The organism is Actinomadura syzygii (assembly GCF_008085905.1).
Taxonomy (GTDB): Bacteria; Actinomycetota; Actinomycetes; order Streptosporangiales; family Streptosporangiaceae; genus Spirillospora; species Spirillospora syzygii.
In genome coordinates, this window is sequence record NZ_VSFF01000011.1 from 1 (window position 1) to 18,127 (window position 18,127).

Below are 18,127 nucleotides of genomic sequence, written 5' to 3' on the forward strand. Positions count from 1 at the left end.
GGCCGCGGGCGCCGGCTCCGGCGCCGCGGGCGGCTGCTGCGGGGCCTGCTGCTGGGCCTGCTGGGCCGGGGCGGGCGCCGGGGACGGCGGCGCGGGCGGCTGCTGCTGGGCGGGCGGCGGCCACGCGGCGGGCGGCGGGCCCTGCGGGGCCTCGGCCTGCGGCGCGGCGGCCTGCTCCTGCCGCGCCGGGTCCTGCTGCGCGGGCTCCTGCTGCTGCTCCTCCGCCGCGGGGGCGCCGCCGCCGGACGGCGCGTCGCCCTCGTCGCCGATGACGGCCAGCTCCGCGCCGACCTCGACGGTCTCGTCCTCGGCGACGGTGATGCTGGTCAGGATGCCCGAGGCGGGGGAGGGGATCTCGGTGTCGACCTTGTCGGTCGACACTTCGAGGAGCGGCTCGTCGGTCTCGACGCGCTCGCCCTCCTTCTTGAGCCAGCGGGTGACGGTGCCCTCGGTGACGCTCTCGCCGAGCTGGGGCATGGTGACGGAGACCGGCATGTCTCAGCGACTCCTTCGAGATACTTGGCGGCTTGTCAGCCGTGTACGTGCAGTGGTTTGCCGGCGAGGGCGAGATGCGCCTCGCCGACCGCCTCGGACTGGGTCGGGTGGGGGTGGATGAGCTGCGCGACCTCGCCGGGCAGCGCCTCCCAGTTGTAGATGAGCTGCCCCTCGGCGATCAGCTCGCCGACGCGCGCCCCGACCATGTGCAGGCCGAGGACGGGACCGTCCACGGCCGCGATCACCTTGACCTCGCCCTGCGTCCCAAGGATCTTGCTCTTGGGGTTGCCCGCGAGGTCGTAGGTGACTTCCTTGATCTCGTACCCGCGTTCGCGGGCCGTGGCCGACGTGATGCCGACCGAGGCCACCTCGGGGTCGGAGTAGGTGATGCGGGGGACGCCGTCGTAGTCGATCGGGGCCGGGCCGAGCCCGGCGAGCCGCTCGGCGACGAGGATCCCCTCGGCGAAGCCGACGTGCGCGAGCTGCGGGGACGGGATCAGGTCGCCGACGGCGGAGATCGTGGGGACGCTCGTCCGGCAGTACTCGTCGACCTTGACGAACCCGCGCTCGGTCTCGACGCCGGCCTCGGCGAGGCCGATGCCGTCGGAGACCGGCCCGCGGCCGACCGCGACGAGCAGCAGCTCGGCGTCGATGTTCTTGCCGCCTTCGAGGGTGACGGACACGCCGCCCTGCGTCGGCTTGGCGCCCTCGAAGCGGGTGCCGACCTCGAACTTGATGCCGCGCTTGCGGAAGGCGCGCTCCAACCGCTTGGAGCTGGACTCCTCCTCCAGCGGCAGCAGGTGCGGCAGCGCCTCGACGATCGTGACGTCCGCGCCGAACGAGCGCCACACGCTGGCGAACTCGACGCCGATCACGCCGCCGCCGAGGATCACCACCGAGCCGGGGACGCGGTCGAGCCGCAGCGCGTGGTCGCTGGAGATGACGCGCTCGCCGTCGATCTCCAGGCCGGGCAGCGTCTTCGGCTGCGAGCCGGTGCCGAGCACGATGTGCGCGCCCTCAAGGGTGCGGGCCTGCCCGTCGGCGGTGACGACCTCGACCGTGGTGGGGCCGGTGAGCCGCCCGGTGCCGTGCACGACCTCGATGCCCCGGGTCTTGATCAGCCCGGTGAGGCCCTTGACGGTCGTGGAGACGACCTTGTCCTTGTAGGCGTTCACGCCCGCCACGTCGATGCCCTCGAAGGTGGCCTTCACGCCGAACTTGGCGGCCTCGCGGGACTGGTCGGCGATCTCCGCCGCGTGCAGCAGCGCCTTGGTCGGGATGCAGCCGCGGTTGAGGCAGGTGCCGCCCAGGGACTCGTCCCGCTCGATCAGCGCGACGGACTTGCCGAGCTCGGCGGCGCGCAGCGCGCACGCGTATCCGCCGCTGCCGGCTCCCAGGACGACGATGTCGAAGGGGCCGCTGTTGGCCACTGGACGCTCCCTTTCCCGGTGGTGGCGCCGCGTGGGTCGAGGCGCCATGGGCGCGGCGGGGCGCGACGTCTCCGGGCCCCCGCCGCCATGAGAAATCTATTCTGCTCTTCGTCAGGGCCGGTGGGCGGCCCCCCGTGGAATTCCGGTCCGTCCTTTTTCGGCGCGGCCTCTCCGGGGCGTCCCGGCCCGGTCAGAGGACGCCGGCCGCGAGGTCCTCGGCGATGGCGACGAGCGTGCGGGCGGCGGCGCCGGTGCCGCCCTTCGGGGTGTAGCCGTAGGGCTCTCCCTTGTTGAACGCCGGGCCCGCGATGTCGAGGTGGACCCACCGGACGCCGTCCGGCACGAACTCCTTGAGGAACGTCCCGGCGACGAGCATGCCGCCCCAGCGCTCGCCGCTGATGTTGGCGATGTCGGCGACCGCGGAGTCGAGGCCCTTGCGCAGCTCGGCGGGCAGCGGCATCCCCCAGGCGGCCTCCCCGGCCCGGCCGGCCGCGGCGACGACCTTCTCGCGGACGTCGTCGTCGTTGGCCATCACGCCCGCGGTGCGGGTGCCGAGCGCGACGAGCTGCGCGCCGGTGAGGGTCGCGACGTCGACGAGCAGGTCGGGGGAGTCCTCGCCGGCGCGGACGATGGCGTCGGCCATGACGAGCCGCCCCTCGGCGTCGGTGTTGAGGACCTCGACGGTCTTGCCGCCGTACATGCGCAGCACGTCGGACGGGCGCTGCGCGGTGCCGCTCGGCATGTTCTCGGCGATCGCGAGGTAGCCGACGACGTCGACCTTCGGCGCGAGCCGCGCGATGGCGGCGAGCGCGCCGAGCACCGCGGCGGCGCCGCCCATGTCGGACTTCATCCAGTCCATGGCCTCGGAGGGCTTGAGGGACAGGCCGCCGGAGTCGAACGTGATGCCCTTGCCGACGAGGGCGAGCGTCTTCGTCGCCTCGGGGTGGGAGTAGGCGAGCCGGACGAGCCGCGGCGGGTTGACCGAGCCCTGCCCGACGCCGACGATGCCGCCGTAGCCGCCCTCGACGAGGGCCTTCTCGTCCAGCACCTCGATGGACAGCCCGGTCTCCCCGGCGACGCGCTCGGCCTCACCGGCGAGGTCCTCGGGGGAGAGGTGGGACGGCGGCGTGTTGACGAGGTCGCGGACGAGCTTGATGGACTCGGCGAGCACCCGGGCCCGTTCGACGGCGTCCTCCGCGCCGGACGCGGACGCGCCGGGACCGGCGAGGCGGATCTCCTCGACCGGGTTCTTGTGCTTGTCGCCGGTGCGGTAGGCGTCGAAGGAGTAGGCGCCGAGCAGCGCGCCGAGCGCGACGGCGGCGACGTCGTCGGCGGAGTCGGCGGGCAGTGCGACGGCGACCCGGGCGGTGCCCGCGAGCGCGCGGACGGCGGCGCCCGCGGCGCGGCGGACGTCCTCGGCGGACGGGTCCTCGCCCAGCCCGACGGCGACGATCAACCTGGCGGCGACGGCGCCCAGCGCGGGCAGCTTCACGACCTCGCCGGGCTTGCCGGCGGCGCCGAGCGCGGCGAGGGCCTCGGCGAGGCGTCCGTCCAGCGCGGCGTCGAGGTCGGCGGCGCCCGCGGCCGGCGCGACCCCCTGCTCGGCCGGGGCGACCCCGATCACTACCGCGTCGACGTCAATGCTGGCAAGGGATGCGCCGTCAAGGCTGATGCTCGTCACGTAGCACGATGTTAGTCCTCCCGTTGACCGGTTTCGCCCTTTTGGATCAAGCATTGCCCGCCCTGGACCCGGGGTACGGCAAGGCGTGCCGAAGCCCCCTTCGCGGGCCCGGGGGAGGGCGCGGCGGCGCCCGGGGGGTGGCGGAACGGCCGGGGCGCGGCGTCCCGCCGCAGGTCGCGGGGGGTGCCGCGGACGTTTTCCCTGGCGGAGCTCGTCCTCTATTCACCTATTCCGATGGATTTAGTAGGTTAACGCCGTGACCAGGACGAACTCCGCCGCCGGGCGGCTCACGCTGGCGGACGCGCGGCGGCTGCGCGCGGACCGCGCCCGGCAGGTCGCGGACGTGCTCCGCCGCCAGGTTCTGGACGGCCGGTTCGAGGGCGGCGCGCTGCCCGCCGAGGCCGACCTCGTCCGCGAGTTCGGCACGTCCCGCAACACGGTGCGGGAGGCGCTGGACCTGCTGCGCGCCGAGGGGCTCGTCGAGCGGTGCCCCGGCGTCGGCACGCTCGCCGTCGCCGCGAAGTACCCGCACGGGCTGGAGCGGCTGCTCGGCCTCGCCGAGACGCTGCGCGAGCACGGCGAGGTCGAGAACGAGGTCCGCACGACGGGGCTGATCACGCCGTCGACGGAGATCTCGGACCGGCTGCGGACGCCGCCGCGCGAACCGGTCGTCTACATCGAGCGGATCCGGCGGCTGAACGGGCTGCCGCTCTCGCTCGACCTCACCTACATCGCGCGCGACCTCGGGGAACCGCTGCTCGGCGAGGACCTCGCGCGCAACGACATCTTCGTCCTGCTCGAACGGATCGCCGGGCAGCGCCTCGGGCTGGCCGAGGTCACGCTGGAGGCCGTCAACGCCGACCCGCACTCGGCCGCGACCCTGGACGCCCCGCGCGGCGCGGCCCTGCTGATGCTCGAACGGCTCACCCATCTCGCGGACGGCCGTCCCGTCGACCTGGAGTTCATCCGGTTCCGCGGCGACCGCATCGCGATGAGCGGCACCCTGCGCCGCCCCCTTCCCTGACGCGCCCCGACGCGCCTTCCTTCCCGACTGGAGCACCCCATGTCCCTGGTGGAGAACCGCGCCGACGTCCCGGTGACGGTGGACGAGGCCCTCTGCATCGACGGCTGCACGCTGTGCATCGACGTCTGCCCGCTGGACGCGCTGGCCGTCCACCCCGAGACCGGCAAGGCGTACATGCACGTCGACGAGTGCTGGTACTGCGGCCCGTGCGCGGACCGCTGTCCGACCGGGGCCGTGACCGTGAACATGCCGTACCTCCTGCGCTGAAGGACGCCCCAATGAGACGCCCGATGAGAAGGCCGTTCGTTTTCGCGCTCCTCCCCCTGCTCGCCGGCTGCACCGTCGCGGGCAACGCGTCCGGCGGGGGCGGGTCCGGGGAGATCGTCGTGGGCTACCAGTCCAAGACCATCAACACCGTCACCGCCGGGACCCTCCTGCGCTCGCTCGGCTACTTCGACAAGCGCCTGAAGGAGGTGGGCGGGAAGCACTCCGTCGTCTGGCGCGACTACGACACCGGCGCGCCGATCACCGCGCAGATGCTCGCCGGGAAGATCGACATCGGCTCGATGGGCGACTACCCGCTGCTGATCAACGGGTCGCGGGCGCAGGCGCAGGGCGGCGACGCCGAGACCGAGTGGGTGTCGGTCACCGGCTACAACCTGCGCGGCTCGCTGAACGGCGTGGTCGTCGCGCCCGGCTCGAAGGCGAAGACGCTGCGCGACCTGAAGGGCGGGACGGTCTCCGCCAGCGTCGGATCGGCCGGGCACGGGACGTTCGTCCGGGCGGCCCGCAAGTACGGGCTCGACCCGTCCAAGGACGTGAAGGTGGAGAACCAGCAGCCGACCGTGGGGGCGTCCGCGCTCCAGGCGGGCAGCGCGGACGCCTTCGCCCAGTTCGTCGCCTGGCCCGGACTCCTGGTGAACAAGGGCCAGGCCAGGTTGCTCTACGACGGCGGCGACCTGAACGTCCCGACGTTCCACGGCGTGGTCGTCCGCAAGGGCTACGCGAAGGAGAAGCCCGAGATACTGCAGGCGTTCTTGCAGGCGCAGATCGACGCGACGAACTACCTGCACGCCCACCCGTTGCAGGCGGCGGAATCGGTGGCGGCGACGACCGGCCTGCCCGTCGAGACCGTGTACCTCTACAACGGCGCGGGCGGCGTGGCGACGTTCGACCCCACCATCAAGAAGGAACTGCGGGCCGCGTTCGTCCAGGACGTGCCGTTCCTCAAGTCGCTAGGCGTCATCCAGACGCCGCTCAAGGTGGACCCGTTCGTCAACGACGCCTACATCAGGAAAGTGGTCGGGCCGTCCTACGACCAGGAGTCCGCCTCCACCGTGAACCCGGCCGCCATCACCGGCGACGACTCTGTCTGCAAGAAAAAGGTGGACGACCCCAAGACCGCCGGTGAGGTGTGGGTGAAGGGCGAGCCCACGACCCGTCCCGTGGCCGACCCCGTGTGCCTGTTGAAGAACGTCCGGGCGTTGCAGGGCGAAGGCAAGCAGATCAGGGCCGTCTACATCCCCGACGCCGCCGCCGGGACGCGCTGGTTCGCCGACAAGGACGTCTGGGTCGAGGACCCGTCCGCGAAGGGCGGGCAACGGTTCAAGCCGTTCGCGACGCCGGAGGGCGCGCAGAAGTACGTGTCCGCGCACTCGGGGGCGAAGGTCGTCCCGTACGCCGAGGCGGTGCGGCGCGCATGAGCGGACTGCACCGCACCCGGCCCCGCCGCGACGGGCTGTACCGGTGGCCCGTCCGGGCGGCGTCGCTGCTGGCCGCGCTCGGCGTGTGGCAGCTCGTCACCGCCGCCGACCTGCGCGTCTGGGTGCGCTTCGACCGGTTCCCCGGCCCGGTGGACGTGGTCCGGGAGTTCGGCAGGCAGGTCGAGCACGGGCAGTACTGGCAGGACGTCACGCAGAGCCTCGTGCGGATCCTCACCGGGTTCGCGCTGGCGGCCGTCCTCGGCGTCGCGCTCGGCGTCGCCACCGGGCGCTCCCGCTGGGTGGGGGACGTCCTGCAGCCGCTGTTCGAGGTGGCCCGCCCGATCCCGGCGATCGCGCTCGTCCCCGTCGCGATCCTGCTGTTCCCCGCGAACGAGCAGGGGATCGTGTTCATCACGTTCGCGGCGGCGTTCTTCCCCGTCCTGGTCAGCACCAGGCACGCGGTCAAGGCGCTCCCGGTCGTCTGGGAGGACGCGGTCCGCACCCTCGGCGGCGGACGGTGGCGGGTGCTGGCCCGGGTCGTCCTGCCGGGGGTGCTGCCCGGCGTGTTCGGCGGCCTGTCCATCGGGATGGGCGTCGCGTGGATCTGCGTGATCTCCGCCGAGATGATCTCCGGCGACTTCGGCGTCGGCTACCGGACCTGGCAGGCGTACACGATCGTCGACTACCCCGGCGTGCTCGTCGGGATGGCGACCATCGGGCTGCTCGGCTGGCTCACCTCCGCGTCCGTGGAGCTGGCGGGCCGCCGCCTCACCCGATGGCTGCCGCGGGAGGGGGAGCGCTGATGACTGGCGAAGCGCACCGGGGGGCGCGGGGGGGCGCCCCCTCGCAGGGAGCACCGCACCGGGGGGCGCGGCGCGGGCTGGCGCTGCGGGCCGAGCGGCTCACGCTCGGGTACGGCGGGCGGTCGGTCGTCGCCGGGCTCGACCTGGACGTCGCGCCGGGGGAGATCCTCGTCGTGCTCGGGCCGTCCGGCTGCGGCAAGTCGACGCTGCTGCGCGCGTTCGCGGGGCTGCTGCGGCCGGTGTCCGGGGGCGTCCTCGCCGACGGCGCGGAGGTCTCCGGGCCGTCCGCCGACCGCGCGCTGATGTTCCAGGACGACGCCCTGCTGCCGTGGCGGACGGCGCGCCGCAACGTCGAGCTGGCGCTCGCCCTGCGCGGCGTGCCGCGCCGCGAGCGCCGCCGGGCCGCGCTCGGCTGGCTCGGCCGGGTCGGGCTCGCGGACGCGGCCGGGCGGCTGCCGCGCGAGCTGTCCGGCGGGATGCGGCAGCGCGTCCAGCTCGCCCGGACGCTCGCCGCCGGGCCACGCGCCGTCCTCATGGACGAGCCGTTCGGCGCCCTCGACGCGCAGACCCGCGCGTCCATGCAGCGGCTCCTCCTGGACGTGCTCGACGGCGCCCCCGCGACGGTCGTGTTCGTCACCCACGACGTGGACGAGGCGCTGCTGCTCGGGCACCGCGTCGTCGTCCTCGGCCCCGACGGGGTCGCGGCCGAGTTCCCCGTCCCGGCGTCCCGCGACGCGGTCCTCGCCGCGCTCGGCGCCGGTGCGTCTCGCCTGAAGGAGGCCGTCTGATGGAGATCCCGCCCGTGGCGGAGCGGCGCGAGCTGAGCTGCGACGTCCTGGTGGTCGGCGGCGGCACGGCCGGGACGATGGCCGCCATCACCGCCGCCGAGCACGGCGCGTCCGTGCTGCTGCTGGAGAAGGCGCACGTCCGGCACTCGGGGGCCCTCGCGATGGGCATGGACGGCGTGAACAACGCGGTCATCCCCGGCAAGGCCACGCCCGAGGACTACGTCGCCGAGATCACCCGCGCCAACGACGGCATCGTGGACCAGCGGACCGTCCACCAGACCGCCACGCGCGGGTTCGCGATGGTGAAGCGGCTCGAACGGTATGGCGTGAAGTTCGAGAAGGACGAGCACGGCGAGTACGCCGTCCGCAGGGTTCACCGGTCGGGTTCGTACGTCCTGCCCATGCCGGAGGGCAAGGACGTCAAGAAGGTGCTCTACCGGGTGCTGCGGCAGCGGTCCATCCGGGAGAAGGTGCGGATCGAGAACAGGGTCATGCCGGTGCGCGTCCTGACGTCCGGTGGACGCGCCGTAGGGGCGGTGGGGTTCGACACCCGCAGCGGCGAGTTCGTGACCGTCTCGGCCAAGGCCGTGATCCTGGCGACGGGCGCGTCCGGACGTCTCGGGCTCCCCGCGTCCGGCTACCTGTACGGGACGTACGAGAACCCCACCAACGCGGGCGACGGCCACGCCATGGCCTACCACGCGGGCGCCGAGCTGAGCGGCATCGAATGCTTCCAGATCAACCCGCTCATCAAGGACTACAACGGGCCCGCCTGCGCCTACGTCGCGAACCCGTTCGGCGGCTACCAGGTCAACGCGGAGGGGACCCGGTTCGTCGACTGCGACTACTGGTCCGGGCAGATGATGTCGGAGGTCAAGCGGGAGATCGACTCCGCGCGCGGCCCCATCTACCTCAAGCTCACGCACCTGCCGGACGAGACGCTGACGTCCCTCGAAGGCATCCTGCACACGACCGAGCGCCCGACCCGGGGCACGTTCCACGCGGGACGCGGCCACGACTACCGCACCCACGACGTGGAGATGCACATCTCCGAGATCGGGCTGTGCGGCGGGCACTCGGCGTCCGGGGTATGGGTGGACGAGAACGCGCGCACGACCGTCCCCGGCCTGTACGCGGCGGGCGACCTGGCGTGCGTCCCGCACAACTACATGATCGGCGCGTTCGTGTTCGGCGACCTCGCGGGGGCGGACGCGTCCGCGAACCTGGGGGAGCGGGCGGCGCTGCCGGAGGACCAGGTCCGGGCCGCGCACGAGCTGATCTACCGCCCGCTGCGCAACCCGGGCGGGCCGCCGCAGCCGCAGGTCGAGTACAAGCTCCGCCGCTTCGTCAACGACTACGTCGCGCCGCCGAAGACGCGGGCCAAGCTCGACATCGCCGTCGAGACGTTCACGCGCATGGAGGCGGAGATCGAGGCGATGGGCGCGCGGACCCCGCACGAGCTGATGCGCTGCGCGGAGGTCACGTTCATCCGCGACTGCGCCGAGATGGCCGCCCGCTCGTCGCTGACCCGCACCGAGAGCCGCTGGGGGCTCTACCACGACCGCGCCGACCTGCCCGAGCGGGACGACGCGACCTGGATGTACCACCTGAACCTGCGGCGCCGGGACGACGGGGCGATGGAGTTCGTCAAGCGTCCGGTCGCCCCGTACCTGGTGCCGGTCGACGGGTTCGCCGTCCCCGAGCCGGGGGAACCGGTGGTGCTCGCGCCGGAGCCGTCCGCGGCCCCCGCCGCCGCTCGCGCGGACGGCCCGGCGCGTCCGGTCGGGGAGGCGCGGCCGATCGGGCGGTCGCCGCGCCTCCTCGAACTCCAGCGGCTCGCCGAGACCGGGCCCGGCGTCGGCGAGATCGCCCCCTACCTCGACGATCCCGACCCGAAGGTGCGGCGCGCGGCCGTCGCCACGCTCACCGAGGTCGCGCCGGACGGCGTCGCCGGGGCCCTCGCGGCCGCGCTCGGCGACGCGCACGGCTCGGTCCGCCGGGCCGCCGCGACCGCGCTGCGCGAGCTGGTCGAGGTGCTGCCCGCGACCGACGCGCTGCGGGCCGGCCTCGCGCCCGCGCTCGGCAGCCGGGACGCGCTGGTCAGGGCCGCCGTCCTGGATGTCCTGCGCGCCCTGCGGCTCGGCTCCCCGGACGTCTTCGGCGGCGCGCTGCACGACGCCGACCACCGGGTGCGGATCCAGGCCGTCCGGGGGCTCGTCGCGCACGACGCGGCGGACGCGCTCGGACGGGCCGCCGACGACCCGTCCAGGGAGGTGCGGGTGGCGGTCGCGCACGGCCTCGGCACGGTCGGCGACCCGGCGGCGGCCGGGTCGCTCGGCCGCCTCCTCGCCGACGGCGACGCGCTGGTGCGGGCGGCGGCGCTGGAGGCGGCCGCGGGGATCGGCTGCCCGCCGCCGCTGGCCGAGGCCGCCCTCGCGGCCCTGCACGACCCGGCCTGGCAGGTCCGCGCGGGCGCTGCGCGGGGCCTCGCCGCCGCGCCCCCGGACGTCGCGGCCGGGCCGCTCGCCAAGGCCCTGGACGACGCGCACCTGGACGTCCGGAAGGCGGCCGTGCTGTCGCTCGCCGGGTTCCGGGACGTCCCCGAGGCGGCGTCCGCGCTGGACCGGGCGCGCAGCGACCCGGACGCCGACGTCCGCGCCCACGCCCGGCACGCGCTGGCCGGGGCCGGCGCGACGTCCGAGGTCGGGGCGGCGTCCGACGTCAGGGCAGCGTCGCCAGGGTGATGAGCGCGGCGGTGGCGGCGACCTCGACCAGCGCGCCGAGGACGTCGCCCGTCACGCCGCCGAGCCTGCGCACGGCCCGGCGGAGCAGGAGCAGCGCGGCGGCCGCGCCGCAGCCGACGGCCGCCGCGCTGTGCAGGGCGCCGCCGAGCCCTCCGGCGGCCGTCCCGGCGGCGACCGCCGCCGCCAGCACGGCGGCCGTCGCGGCGACCGCCGCGCGCGCCGGCACGGTGCCCGCCACCAGCGAGCCGAGCCCGCCCGGACGCGCGGACGGGACCCCGGCGCGGCACGCCCACGGCAGCGCGAGGCGTCCCGTCACGGCCGCGACCAGCGCCGCGACGGCCGGATGCGGGGCCGCCGCCAGCGCCGTCACCTGGACGAGCAGCGTCAGCAGCAGTGTGACGACGCCGAACGGCCCGATGTCGGACCGCTTCATGATCGCCAGCGCGTCGGCGGCGGGACGGCCGCTGCCGAGGCCGTCCGCGAGGTCGGCCAGGCCGTCCAGGTGCAGGGCCCGCGTCACGGTCGCGCTCGCCGCGACCGCCAGCGCGGCCGCGAGCAGGCCGTTGAGTTCCAGCAGGTCGCCCGCGAGGAGCACGAGCGCGGCGGCGCCGCCGGTGATCAGCCCGACGGCGGGCGCGAGCAGCATGGCCGAGCGCGCGGCGCCGCGGTCGACCCGCTCCGACCCGACCGGCACGATCGTGAGGAGCGTGACCGCCAGCCGCAGCCCGGCGATCATCCGAGTTCCAGCACGCGGCCCGCCACGACCAGCGCCGCCTCCTCGGACTCGGCCGCGAGCCGCTGGTTGAGCCCGCCCAGCAGGTCGCCGAACACCCGTCCGGACGCCGTCGTGGGGACGAGAGACAGCCCCACCTCCTCGCTCACCGCGACCACCCGCGCCTCAGTGCCGCGCCAGGCGGACACGAGGTCGTCCAGGACGGGTTGCACGAGGGGCGGGTGCTCCCAGGCCCCGGCCTCGTCCATCGCGGCGGCGAGCCAGGTCCCGATGCCGTCCACCAAGACCGCGCCGGTCGCCGACTTCAGCACGCCTACGAGATCGGTCGTCTCGACGGTGCGCCACCACGCCGGACGGCGGAGCCGGTGCGCGGTGACGCGATCCGTCCACTCCGGGTCGTCGTCGCGGGACGGGCCGGTGGCGACGTAAAGCACGTCCGCGCACGCGGCCAGGCGCAGTTCCGCCTCCGCCGACTTGCCCGAGCGGGTGCCGCCGAGCAGGAGTGTCCGGAACGGGCCATGATCAGGACGGCGCCAGAAGGCCGTCCTGCGTTCCAGCTCCGCCGGGGAGGAGACGCGGTGGTCGACGTGGACCGCCAGGATCTCCGTCCCGGACGTCACCGCTCCGACATGGCGCAGATAGCCCAGATGCTCGGGCGAGCCCACCAGATCCAGCAGGACGGCGTCGTACGCGACGCCCCTGACCGGCTCCGGCCTCGCCCCCGGAGCGGCCGCGACAAGGGCCCGTCCGCCGCGCGGAGCGCGCACCTCGTAGCCGCCGTGGACGTCCGCGCGCGGGAGGTCGTCCAGCGGGACGCCGTCGACGACCGCGCCGAACGGCCCGTACCGGGTCCCGGCGGCGCGCAGCCGCCCGCAGGACGCGCACCGGCACCCCGGCTCCGGCCACCCGCCGGACGCGGCCACGCCGCGAAGCTCGATGTCCATCTCGACCGGAACTCTACGGTTACGCTCGGCTGGAAGGCTCACGACGTCCCCCCGAGGAGGCCCCGGTGGGCAACCCCCCGAACGCGCCGTGGCCGGGCGGTCCGGCTCCGGGCCCGGGTCCCGGCGCGCAGCCGCCCTACGGCCCGCCGCCGCCCGGAGGCTGGCAGCCCGGACCGTTCGGCCCCCCGCCGCCCCCGCGCAGGAGCGGCGGCGGACCGGCGCTCCTGCTGATCGGCGGCGGTCTCGTCCTGCTGCTGGTCCTGGTCGGGGTCGTGGTGCTGGTGGCGCAGAGCGGAGACGACAAGGGCGGCGGGGGCGGCGGAGGAGGCGACGTCCGGCTCCAGGTCGGGCAGATCGCCGGGGGCGCGGAGGCCACCCCGCTCGCCGACGGGAGCCTCGTCATGGCCCGGCCCGGCGTGACGTCCCCGGTCGTCGACATCTACGAGGACTTCGCCTGCCCGCACTGCGGCGCGTTCGACCGCATGCACGACCCGATGCTCAAGGAACTGGCCGTGGCGGGACGGGCCAAGGTCGTCTTCCACCCGATGGTCATCTTCGGCGAGGGCAACCAGCCCGCGCACGACAACTCCCTCCGGGCGGCGTCGGCGCTGCGCTGCGTCGGCGACGGCGCCCGCTGGCTCTCCTACCAGGACGCCCTCTACGCCCGGCAGCCGCCGAGCCTGGAGACCCGGGGGTACGCGACGGCCGAACTGGTCGCCTACGCGCGGCCGTTCGGGCTCACCGACGACGGGTTCACGGCGTGCGTCGAGAATCAGCGCTACGCGGAAAGTGTCAGGACGGTCAGCCAGGGCTACATATCGTCCGGCGTGCAGGCCACGCCCAGCGTGCGGGTGAACGGACGGGCCCTGAGCACGTCCGACACCGAGAGCGCGGACGCCCTCCGCCGCGCCATCGAGGCCGCGTCCTGATCCCCGCGCCGGGCGGGACGGGCTAATCTCACCGCGACGAGGGAGGACGAACACGATGGCGTGGAGCTGGCGGCTGGAGAAGGCCGACGGGCGGACGGTCGGCATGTCGGAGGAGACGTTCTCCACCCAGGCGGACGCGGAGAGCTGGCTGGGAGAGAACTGGCGGGGGCTGCGCGCCGACGACGTCGACACGGTGACCCTGCTGGACGGCGAGTCGGTCGTGTACGGGATGAGCCTGCACGACCCTGAATGACCCCGCACACGGGGACGGGGACGGGCCGACGGCCCGTCCCCGTCCAATTCGCGCGGCCGCTCAGGGGCGGCGCGGCGGGCTGCCGGTCTTGGCCGGGTCGCGGATGACGACCGGGCCGAGCACGTCGTCGATGCGCTTCAGCACGTCCTCGTCCAGCTTGACCCCGGCCGCCTTGACGTTGTCGGCGACCTGCTCCGGACGGGACGCCCCCACGATCGCCGCCGAAACGTTCGGGTTCTGCAGCGTCCACGCGATCGCGAGCTGCGCCATCGACAGCCCGAGCTCGTCCGCGATCGGCCGGAGCCGCTGCACGCGGGTCAGCACGTCGTCGTTCAGGTAGCGCTTGATCATGTCGGCGCCGCCCTTGTCGTCGGTGGCGCGCGACCCCTCCGGCAGCGGCCGCCCCGGCAGGTACTTGCCGGTCAGCACGCCCTGCCCGATCGGCGACCAGACGATCTGCCCGACGCCCTCCCGCTCGGACAGCGGGACGACCTCCTCCTCGATCACCCGCCACAGCATCGAGTACTGCGGCTGGCTCGACACGATCCGGTCGAGGCCCATCTCGTCCGCGATCTTGAGAGCGCGCTCGATCTCCTCGGCCCGCCACTCCGACACGCCGATGTAGAGGACCTTGCCCTGCCGGACGAGGTCGTCGAACGCCCGCAGCGTCTCTTCCAGCGGGGTCTCGTAGTCGAACCGGTGCGCCTGGTAGAGGTCGACGTAGTCGGTCTCCAGGCGGCGCAATGACCCGTGGATCGACTCCAGGATGTGCTTGCGCGACAGGCCCCGGTCGTTCATGCCGGGACCGGTGGGCCAGTAGACCTTCGTGCAGATCTCCAGTCCCTCGCGGCGCTGCCCCTTCAGCGCGCGGCCGAGCACCGCCTCGGCGCGCGTGCCGGCGTACACGTCCGCGGTGTCGAAGGTGGTGATCCCCTCGTCGAGGGCCGCCCGCACGCACGCGCGTGCCGCGTCCTCCTCGACCTGGGAGCCGTGGGTGAGCCAGTTGCCGTACGCGATCTCGCTGACCTTCAGACCGCTCCGGCCCAGGTTTCGGAACTCCATGGCCACGACCCTAGTCCGCCGCGCACCGGGCCCTTCGCCCCGCCCGCGCCGCCGGCTCCCGGACGAGCGTCCGAGAGCGCGCCGGCCGGGTCAGACCTTTTCCTTCTCGCCGACCCGGACCTGCGGGTTCGGCACCCGCAGCCGCCGGATCTGCATGGCCCGCATCGCCGCGTACAGCCCGACGCCGCGCGCGTCCTCGTCCGGGTGGCGCTCGGCCGCCAGCTTCTTGATCCCCCGGCTGATCAGGATGCCCTCCACGAACACCGCGACCAGCAGGAACGGCGGCACGAACAGGACCAGCAGCCGGGCCAGCGGGATCGGCAGCATGCTCAGCAGGACGATCGCGAACATCGCGTACATCAGGTACGAGCCGATCGTGCGGCGCGCGTCCACGTAGTCGCGGGCGAGCTTGCGGACCGGGCCCTTGTCGCGCTTGAGCAGGTGCTTCTGGTCGCCCTTCGCCATCCCGGCGCGGGTCTTGGCGCGGTCGGCCGCCTGCCGCTCGCGCACCTTCCGGTACGCCTCCTTGCGGTTGGCCGGGGGCGCGGTGATCGGCTGCCGACGCAGCTTCTCGGCGTCCCGACGCTTCGGCGTGGGACGTCCCTTGCCTCCCGTCTTTACTACCTCAGGAGGATTCGCCGGGGCTTCCGGGGTACGACGCTTGAACACGGGATCAGACTACCGGCTGCGAACATCGTGGCTGCCTCGCGCGTTAACGCGTAGGGTGATAAGAACCCCAGCAGTGGTCATTGAGCCCAGTTCACGACTGAGGCGACAGCACGAAGGGACCGGCGCCGCGCGATGAGCGTGATGAAGCGAATGTCGATGATCTTCAAGTCCAAGGCGAACAAGGCCCTGGACCGCATGGAGGATCCTCGCGAGACGTTGGATTACTCCTACCAGCGACAGCTGGAGATGCTGCAGAAGGTCCGTCGGGGTGTCGCCGACGTCGCCACCTCGCGCAAGCGTCTCGAACTCCAGATCAACCAGCTCGAGCAGCAGCAGACCAAGCTGACCGACCAGGGCAAGAAGGCGCTGCAGGTGGGCCGCGAGGACCTCGCCCGCGAGGCGCTGACCCGGCGGTCCGGGCTGGAGAGCCAGCTGAACGACCTGCGCGGCCAGTACCAGCAGCTGCAGGGCGAGGAGGAGAAGCTCACGCTCGCCTCCCAGCGGCTGCAGGCCAAGGTCGACTCCTTCCGCACCCGCAAGGAGACGATCAAGGCGACCTACACCGCCGCCGAGGCGCAGACGAAGATCAACGAGGCGTTCTCCGGCATCTCCGAGGAGATGGGCGACGTCGGCCTCGCGATCCAGCGGGCCGAGGAGAAGACCGACACGATGAAGGCCCGCGCCGGGGCGATCGACGAGCTGCTGGCGTCCGGCGCCCTTGAGGACTTCTCCGGCCCGAAGGACGACATCCAGGCCGAGCTCGACCGGATGGGCTCCGGCCCCGGCGTCGATCTGGAACTGGAGCGTTTGAAGGCCGAGCTCGGCCAGGGTCCCGCGCCGAAGGAGCTGAACCAGGGCGGCGCGCCGACGGCCCATCCGCAGCAGCAGGACTCCCCGCAGCAGGCCCAGTGGCCGCAGAACCCCGGGGGTGCGCAGTGATCGTCCGCCTGATGGGCGAGGGGCAGCTCGACGTCGCCGACGCCGACCTGTCCTCCCTCAACACGCTCGACGCCGAGCTGGAGTCGGCGATCGAGACGGGCGACGAGACGGCCTTCCGCGCGGCCCTGCACGCGCTGCTGGAGAACGTCCGCAAGGTGGGCAGGCCGCTGCCGGCCGACAGCCTGGCGCCGTCGGAGCTGATCCTGCCGCCCGCCGACGCGCACATCGACGAGGTCCGCGCCATGCTGGGCGACGAAGGGCTGATCCCCGACTGAGCGCCGCCGACCGGACCCGACCGACCCGGCCGCCGGGCTGCGACCGGACAGCCAGGCACAAAAACCGGGTCCAGGTCGTTATGACAAGTGAATACGGTGTCGGGCAAGTACAGGGGGTGGCCGCATGGCCAGGACGCGCTATGCCTCCGACCGGGGGCTGACCTCGCGGATGCTCGTGACGATGTTCCTGCTGGGGCTGGTTTACGTCGTCTTCGTGGGAGCGTTCTTCGTCTTCGTGCCGCAGTGGGCCTTCGTCGCGTTGGCCATCGCGGTCGTCTTCTTGATGGCCCAGTACTTCTTCTCCGACCGGATGACGCTCTTCGCCATGCACGGCCGGGTCGTCACGCCGGACGAGGCGCCCGAACTGCACGGCGTCATCGACCGCATCTGCGCGATGTCGGACGCCCCGAAGCCGCGGGTCGCGATCGCCGACACCGACGTGCCGAACGCGTTCGCCACCGGGCGCAACCAGAAGAAGGCCGTGGTCTGCGTCACCACGGGGCTGCTCCGCAGGCTCGACCCGGTCGAGCTGGAGGGCGTCCTCGCGCACGAGATGGCGCACGTCGCGCACAAGGACGTCGCGGTCATGACGATCGCGTCGTTCCTCGGCATCTGCGCGGGCCTCATCACCCGCTTCGGCCTGCAGATGGGGCTGTGGGGCGGGTTCAGCCGCCGCAGCAACGACCAGAACACCGGGCTGATCCTGCTCGCCGTGGTCGCGGCGAGCGCGCTCGCCTACGCGGTCAGCTTCCTGCTCACCCGCGCGCTGTCGCGGTACCGCGAGCTGTCCGCCGACCGGGCCGCCGCGCTGCTCACCGGACGCCCGTCCGCGCTGGCCAGCGCGCTGACGAAGGTCAGCGGCGAGATCGCCCGCATCCCGACCAACGACCTGCGGTCCGCGCAGGCGTTCAACGCCTTCTTCTTCACTCCGGCGCTCGGCAGGGGCTTCAGCGTCTCGTCGCTGTTCTCCACGCACCCGACGCTCGACAAGCGGCTCGCGCAGCTCTCGAAGATCTCCGCCGAGCTCAGCAGGGGAGTCTGATCCGTGGGTTTCCTCGACACCCTCCTCGGTCGTTCCAAGCCCGCCAAGCCCGACCTCGACCAGTTGTTCGGGCTGTCGTCGGCCGCGATCACGCTGGAGGCCGGGACGGGCTTCAAGCCCACCGGGCAGGGCTCGGTGTGCTTCCGCGCGGCGGAGGGCGGCGCGTTCGCGCGGCTGCAGCAGGACGTCCAGGAGCTGCTGGACGCCGACGAGGGCCCCAAGGTCGAGATCAGCACCGACAAGTACGGCTACACGTGGCTGCTCGCCACGCACCGTCCGGAGGAGCTGCCCGACCTCGTCACCGACCTGCACGCGGTGAACTCGACGCTGGAGTCCGGCGGGTTCGGCCCGCACCTGCTGTGCTCGCTCGCCGGGTTCCGCGGGCCCGACGGGCAGCGGCTCGCGCTCGTCTACCTCTACAAGCGCGGCACGTTCTACCCGTTCGCGCCGCTGCCGGGGGAGAAGCGCGACAACGCGCTCGAACTCCAGGTCCGCGGCGCGGTCGGCGCCGACCTGCCCTTCGAGGACGACCTCGGCCGCTGGTTCCCCGTCTGGGGCGCCCCCGGCCTGTGATCATCCCGTCACGGCCGTCTGTGTCATGAGACGCTGACCG

At 73.5% G+C, this 18,127-nt stretch carries 19 protein-coding genes; 12 read left to right on the forward strand and 7 right to left on the reverse strand.

Features of this window, described 5'->3' with window-relative positions; translation table 11 throughout:
- From FXF65_RS27920 to FXF65_RS27930, 3 genes are all read right to left on the reverse strand, one after another.
- A partial coding sequence (locus FXF65_RS27920) for a biotin/lipoyl-containing protein (protein WP_342787566.1) occupies nt 1-495 on the reverse strand: 495 nt, incomplete at its 3' end.
- Nucleotides 496-530: 35 nt separating this feature from the next.
- Complete coding sequence (gene lpdA, locus FXF65_RS27925) at nt 531-1,973, reverse strand: dihydrolipoyl dehydrogenase (RefSeq protein WP_148353031.1); 1,443 nt, start codon at nt 1,971-1,973, stop codon at nt 531-533.
- 142 nt (nt 1,974-2,115) lie between these two features.
- Entirely contained in the window at nt 2,116-3,660 is a 1,545-nt protein-coding gene (locus FXF65_RS27930) for a leucyl aminopeptidase (protein WP_148353032.1), read from the reverse strand.
- A gap of 202 nt (nt 3,661-3,862) precedes the next feature.
- On the opposite strand from FXF65_RS27930, the gene FXF65_RS27935 reads away from it, so the two are divergent.
- Genes FXF65_RS27935 through FXF65_RS27960 form a run of 6 tightly spaced genes read left to right on the forward strand, consistent with a single transcriptional unit; the run spans nt 3,863 to nt 10,668 of the window.
- Nucleotides 3,863-4,630 (forward strand): GntR family transcriptional regulator, encoded by a 768-nt coding sequence (locus FXF65_RS27935; protein WP_148353033.1) that lies wholly within the window; start codon nt 3,863-3,865, stop codon nt 4,628-4,630.
- A 39-nt stretch (nt 4,631-4,669) separates the two neighbouring features.
- The gene (locus FXF65_RS27940; protein WP_131763497.1) at nt 4,670-4,897 is read left to right on the forward strand and encodes a 4Fe-4S dicluster domain-containing protein; all 228 of its coding nucleotides are present in this window, start codon (nt 4,670-4,672) and stop codon (nt 4,895-4,897) included.
- A 23-nt stretch (nt 4,898-4,920) separates the two neighbouring features.
- Complete coding sequence (locus FXF65_RS27945; RefSeq protein ID WP_148353034.1) at nt 4,921-6,333, forward strand: ABC transporter substrate-binding protein; 1,413 nt, start codon at nt 4,921-4,923, stop codon at nt 6,331-6,333.
- The gene (locus tag FXF65_RS27950) at nt 6,330-7,136 is read left to right on the forward strand and encodes an ABC transporter permease (protein ID WP_148353035.1); all 807 of its coding nucleotides are present in this window, start codon (nt 6,330-6,332) and stop codon (nt 7,134-7,136) included. The genes FXF65_RS27945 and FXF65_RS27950 overlap by 4 nt, the downstream gene beginning before the upstream one ends.
- On the forward strand, nt 7,136-7,924 hold the full coding sequence (locus FXF65_RS27955) for an ABC transporter ATP-binding protein (protein ID WP_148353036.1): 789 nt from the start codon (nt 7,136-7,138) through the stop codon (nt 7,922-7,924). The genes FXF65_RS27950 and FXF65_RS27955 overlap by 1 nt, the downstream gene beginning before the upstream one ends.
- A complete protein-coding gene (locus FXF65_RS27960) occupies nt 7,924-10,668 on the forward strand; it encodes a fumarate reductase/succinate dehydrogenase flavoprotein subunit (RefSeq protein WP_148353037.1) in 2,745 nt (914 codons plus the stop codon). Before FXF65_RS27955 ends, FXF65_RS27960 begins: the two co-directional genes overlap by 1 nt.
- Here FXF65_RS27960 and FXF65_RS27965 read toward each other — a convergent pair.
- Both FXF65_RS27965 and FXF65_RS27970 read right to left on the reverse strand, forming a co-directional pair.
- Entirely contained in the window at nt 10,646-11,404 is a 759-nt protein-coding gene (locus FXF65_RS27965; RefSeq protein ID WP_148353038.1) for an adenosylcobinamide-GDP ribazoletransferase, read from the reverse strand. The two genes, FXF65_RS27960 and FXF65_RS27965, sit on opposite strands and share 23 nt — an antisense overlap.
- Nucleotides 11,401-12,345 (reverse strand): bifunctional adenosylcobinamide kinase/adenosylcobinamide-phosphate guanylyltransferase, encoded by a 945-nt coding sequence (locus tag FXF65_RS27970; protein ID WP_148353039.1) that lies wholly within the window; start codon nt 12,343-12,345, stop codon nt 11,401-11,403. Before FXF65_RS27970 ends, FXF65_RS27965 begins: the two co-directional genes overlap by 4 nt.
- A 65-nt stretch (nt 12,346-12,410) precedes the next feature.
- Here FXF65_RS27970 and FXF65_RS27975 point away from each other — a divergent pair, with 65 nt between their 5' ends.
- Both FXF65_RS27975 and FXF65_RS27980 read left to right on the forward strand, forming a co-directional pair.
- On the forward strand, nt 12,411-13,274 hold the full coding sequence (locus FXF65_RS27975) for a DsbA family protein (protein ID WP_187412538.1): 864 nt from the start codon (nt 12,411-12,413) through the stop codon (nt 13,272-13,274).
- A gap of 55 nt (nt 13,275-13,329) precedes the next feature.
- Nucleotides 13,330-13,527, forward strand: coding sequence for a hypothetical protein (locus FXF65_RS27980; protein WP_148353041.1), 198 nt, complete (start codon nt 13,330-13,332; stop codon nt 13,525-13,527).
- 60 nt (nt 13,528-13,587) lie between these two features.
- Here FXF65_RS27980 and FXF65_RS27985 read toward each other — a convergent pair whose 3' ends face one another.
- Both FXF65_RS27985 and FXF65_RS27990 read right to left on the reverse strand, forming a co-directional pair.
- Entirely contained in the window at nt 13,588-14,589 is a 1,002-nt protein-coding gene (locus FXF65_RS27985) for an aldo/keto reductase family protein (protein ID WP_148353042.1), read from the reverse strand.
- Nucleotides 14,590-14,679: 90 nt separating this feature from the next.
- Nucleotides 14,680-15,258 carry a DUF3043 domain-containing protein gene (locus FXF65_RS27990; RefSeq protein ID WP_148353043.1) on the reverse strand — a complete coding sequence of 193 codons (579 nt, stop codon included), beginning with the start codon at nt 15,256-15,258 and terminating at the stop codon, nt 14,680-14,682.
- 132 nt (nt 15,259-15,390) lie between these two features.
- Here FXF65_RS27990 and FXF65_RS27995 point away from each other — a divergent pair, with 132 nt between their 5' ends.
- The 4 genes from FXF65_RS27995 (at nt 15,391) to pspAB (ending at nt 18,087) form a co-directional block, all read left to right on the forward strand.
- Nucleotides 15,391-16,197 carry a PspA/IM30 family protein gene (locus FXF65_RS27995; RefSeq protein ID WP_246178820.1) on the forward strand — a complete coding sequence of 269 codons (807 nt, stop codon included), beginning with the start codon at nt 15,391-15,393 and terminating at the stop codon, nt 16,195-16,197.
- Entirely contained in the window at nt 16,194-16,472 is a 279-nt protein-coding gene (gene pspAA / locus FXF65_RS28000) for a PspA-associated protein PspAA (protein WP_148353044.1), read from the forward strand. Before FXF65_RS27995 ends, pspAA begins: the two co-directional genes overlap by 4 nt.
- Nucleotides 16,473-16,596: 124 nt before the next feature.
- Nucleotides 16,597-17,514 carry a zinc metalloprotease HtpX gene (htpX, locus tag FXF65_RS28005; RefSeq protein ID WP_148353045.1) on the forward strand — a complete coding sequence of 306 codons (918 nt, stop codon included), beginning with the start codon at nt 16,597-16,599 and terminating at the stop codon, nt 17,512-17,514.
- A 3-nt stretch (nt 17,515-17,517) separates the two neighbouring features.
- On the forward strand, nt 17,518-18,087 hold the full coding sequence (pspAB, locus tag FXF65_RS28010; RefSeq protein ID WP_148353046.1) for a PspA-associated protein PspAB: 570 nt from the start codon (nt 17,518-17,520) through the stop codon (nt 18,085-18,087).
- The last annotated feature ends 40 nt before the right edge of the window (nt 18,088-18,127 follow it).

Bases quoted from the DNA above. Each gene is read 5' to 3' on its own strand.
- lpdA (WP_148353031.1), bottom strand. From the start codon at position 1,973: ATGGCGCCTCGACCCACGCGGCGCCACCACCGGGAAAGGGAGCGTCCA.
- FXF65_RS27930 (WP_148353032.1), bottom strand. From the start codon at position 3,660: ATGCTTGATCCAAAAGGGCGAAACCGGTCAACGGGAGGACTAACATCG.
- FXF65_RS27940 (WP_131763497.1), top strand. From the start codon at position 4,670: ATGTCCCTGGTGGAGAACCGCGCCGACGTCCCGGTGACGGTGGACGAG.
- FXF65_RS27945 (WP_148353034.1), top strand. From the start codon at position 4,921: ATGAGAAGGCCGTTCGTTTTCGCGCTCCTCCCCCTGCTCGCCGGCTGC.
- FXF65_RS27950 (WP_148353035.1), top strand. From the start codon at position 6,330: ATGAGCGGACTGCACCGCACCCGGCCCCGCCGCGACGGGCTGTACCGG.
- FXF65_RS27955 (WP_148353036.1), top strand. From the start codon at position 7,136: ATGACTGGCGAAGCGCACCGGGGGGCGCGGGGGGGCGCCCCCTCGCAG.
- FXF65_RS27960 (WP_148353037.1), top strand. From the start codon at position 7,924: ATGGAGATCCCGCCCGTGGCGGAGCGGCGCGAGCTGAGCTGCGACGTC.
- FXF65_RS27965 (WP_148353038.1), bottom strand. From the start codon at position 11,404: ATGATCGCCGGGCTGCGGCTGGCGGTCACGCTCCTCACGATCGTGCCG.
- FXF65_RS27970 (WP_148353039.1), bottom strand. From the start codon at position 12,345: ATGGACATCGAGCTTCGCGGCGTGGCCGCGTCCGGCGGGTGGCCGGAG.
- FXF65_RS27980 (WP_148353041.1), top strand. From the start codon at position 13,330: ATGGCGTGGAGCTGGCGGCTGGAGAAGGCCGACGGGCGGACGGTCGGC.
- FXF65_RS27985 (WP_148353042.1), bottom strand. From the start codon at position 14,589: ATGGAGTTCCGAAACCTGGGCCGGAGCGGTCTGAAGGTCAGCGAGATC.
- FXF65_RS27995 (WP_246178820.1), top strand. From the start codon at position 15,391: ATGAGCGTGATGAAGCGAATGTCGATGATCTTCAAGTCCAAGGCGAAC.
- htpX (WP_148353045.1), top strand. From the start codon at position 16,597: ATGGCCAGGACGCGCTATGCCTCCGACCGGGGGCTGACCTCGCGGATG.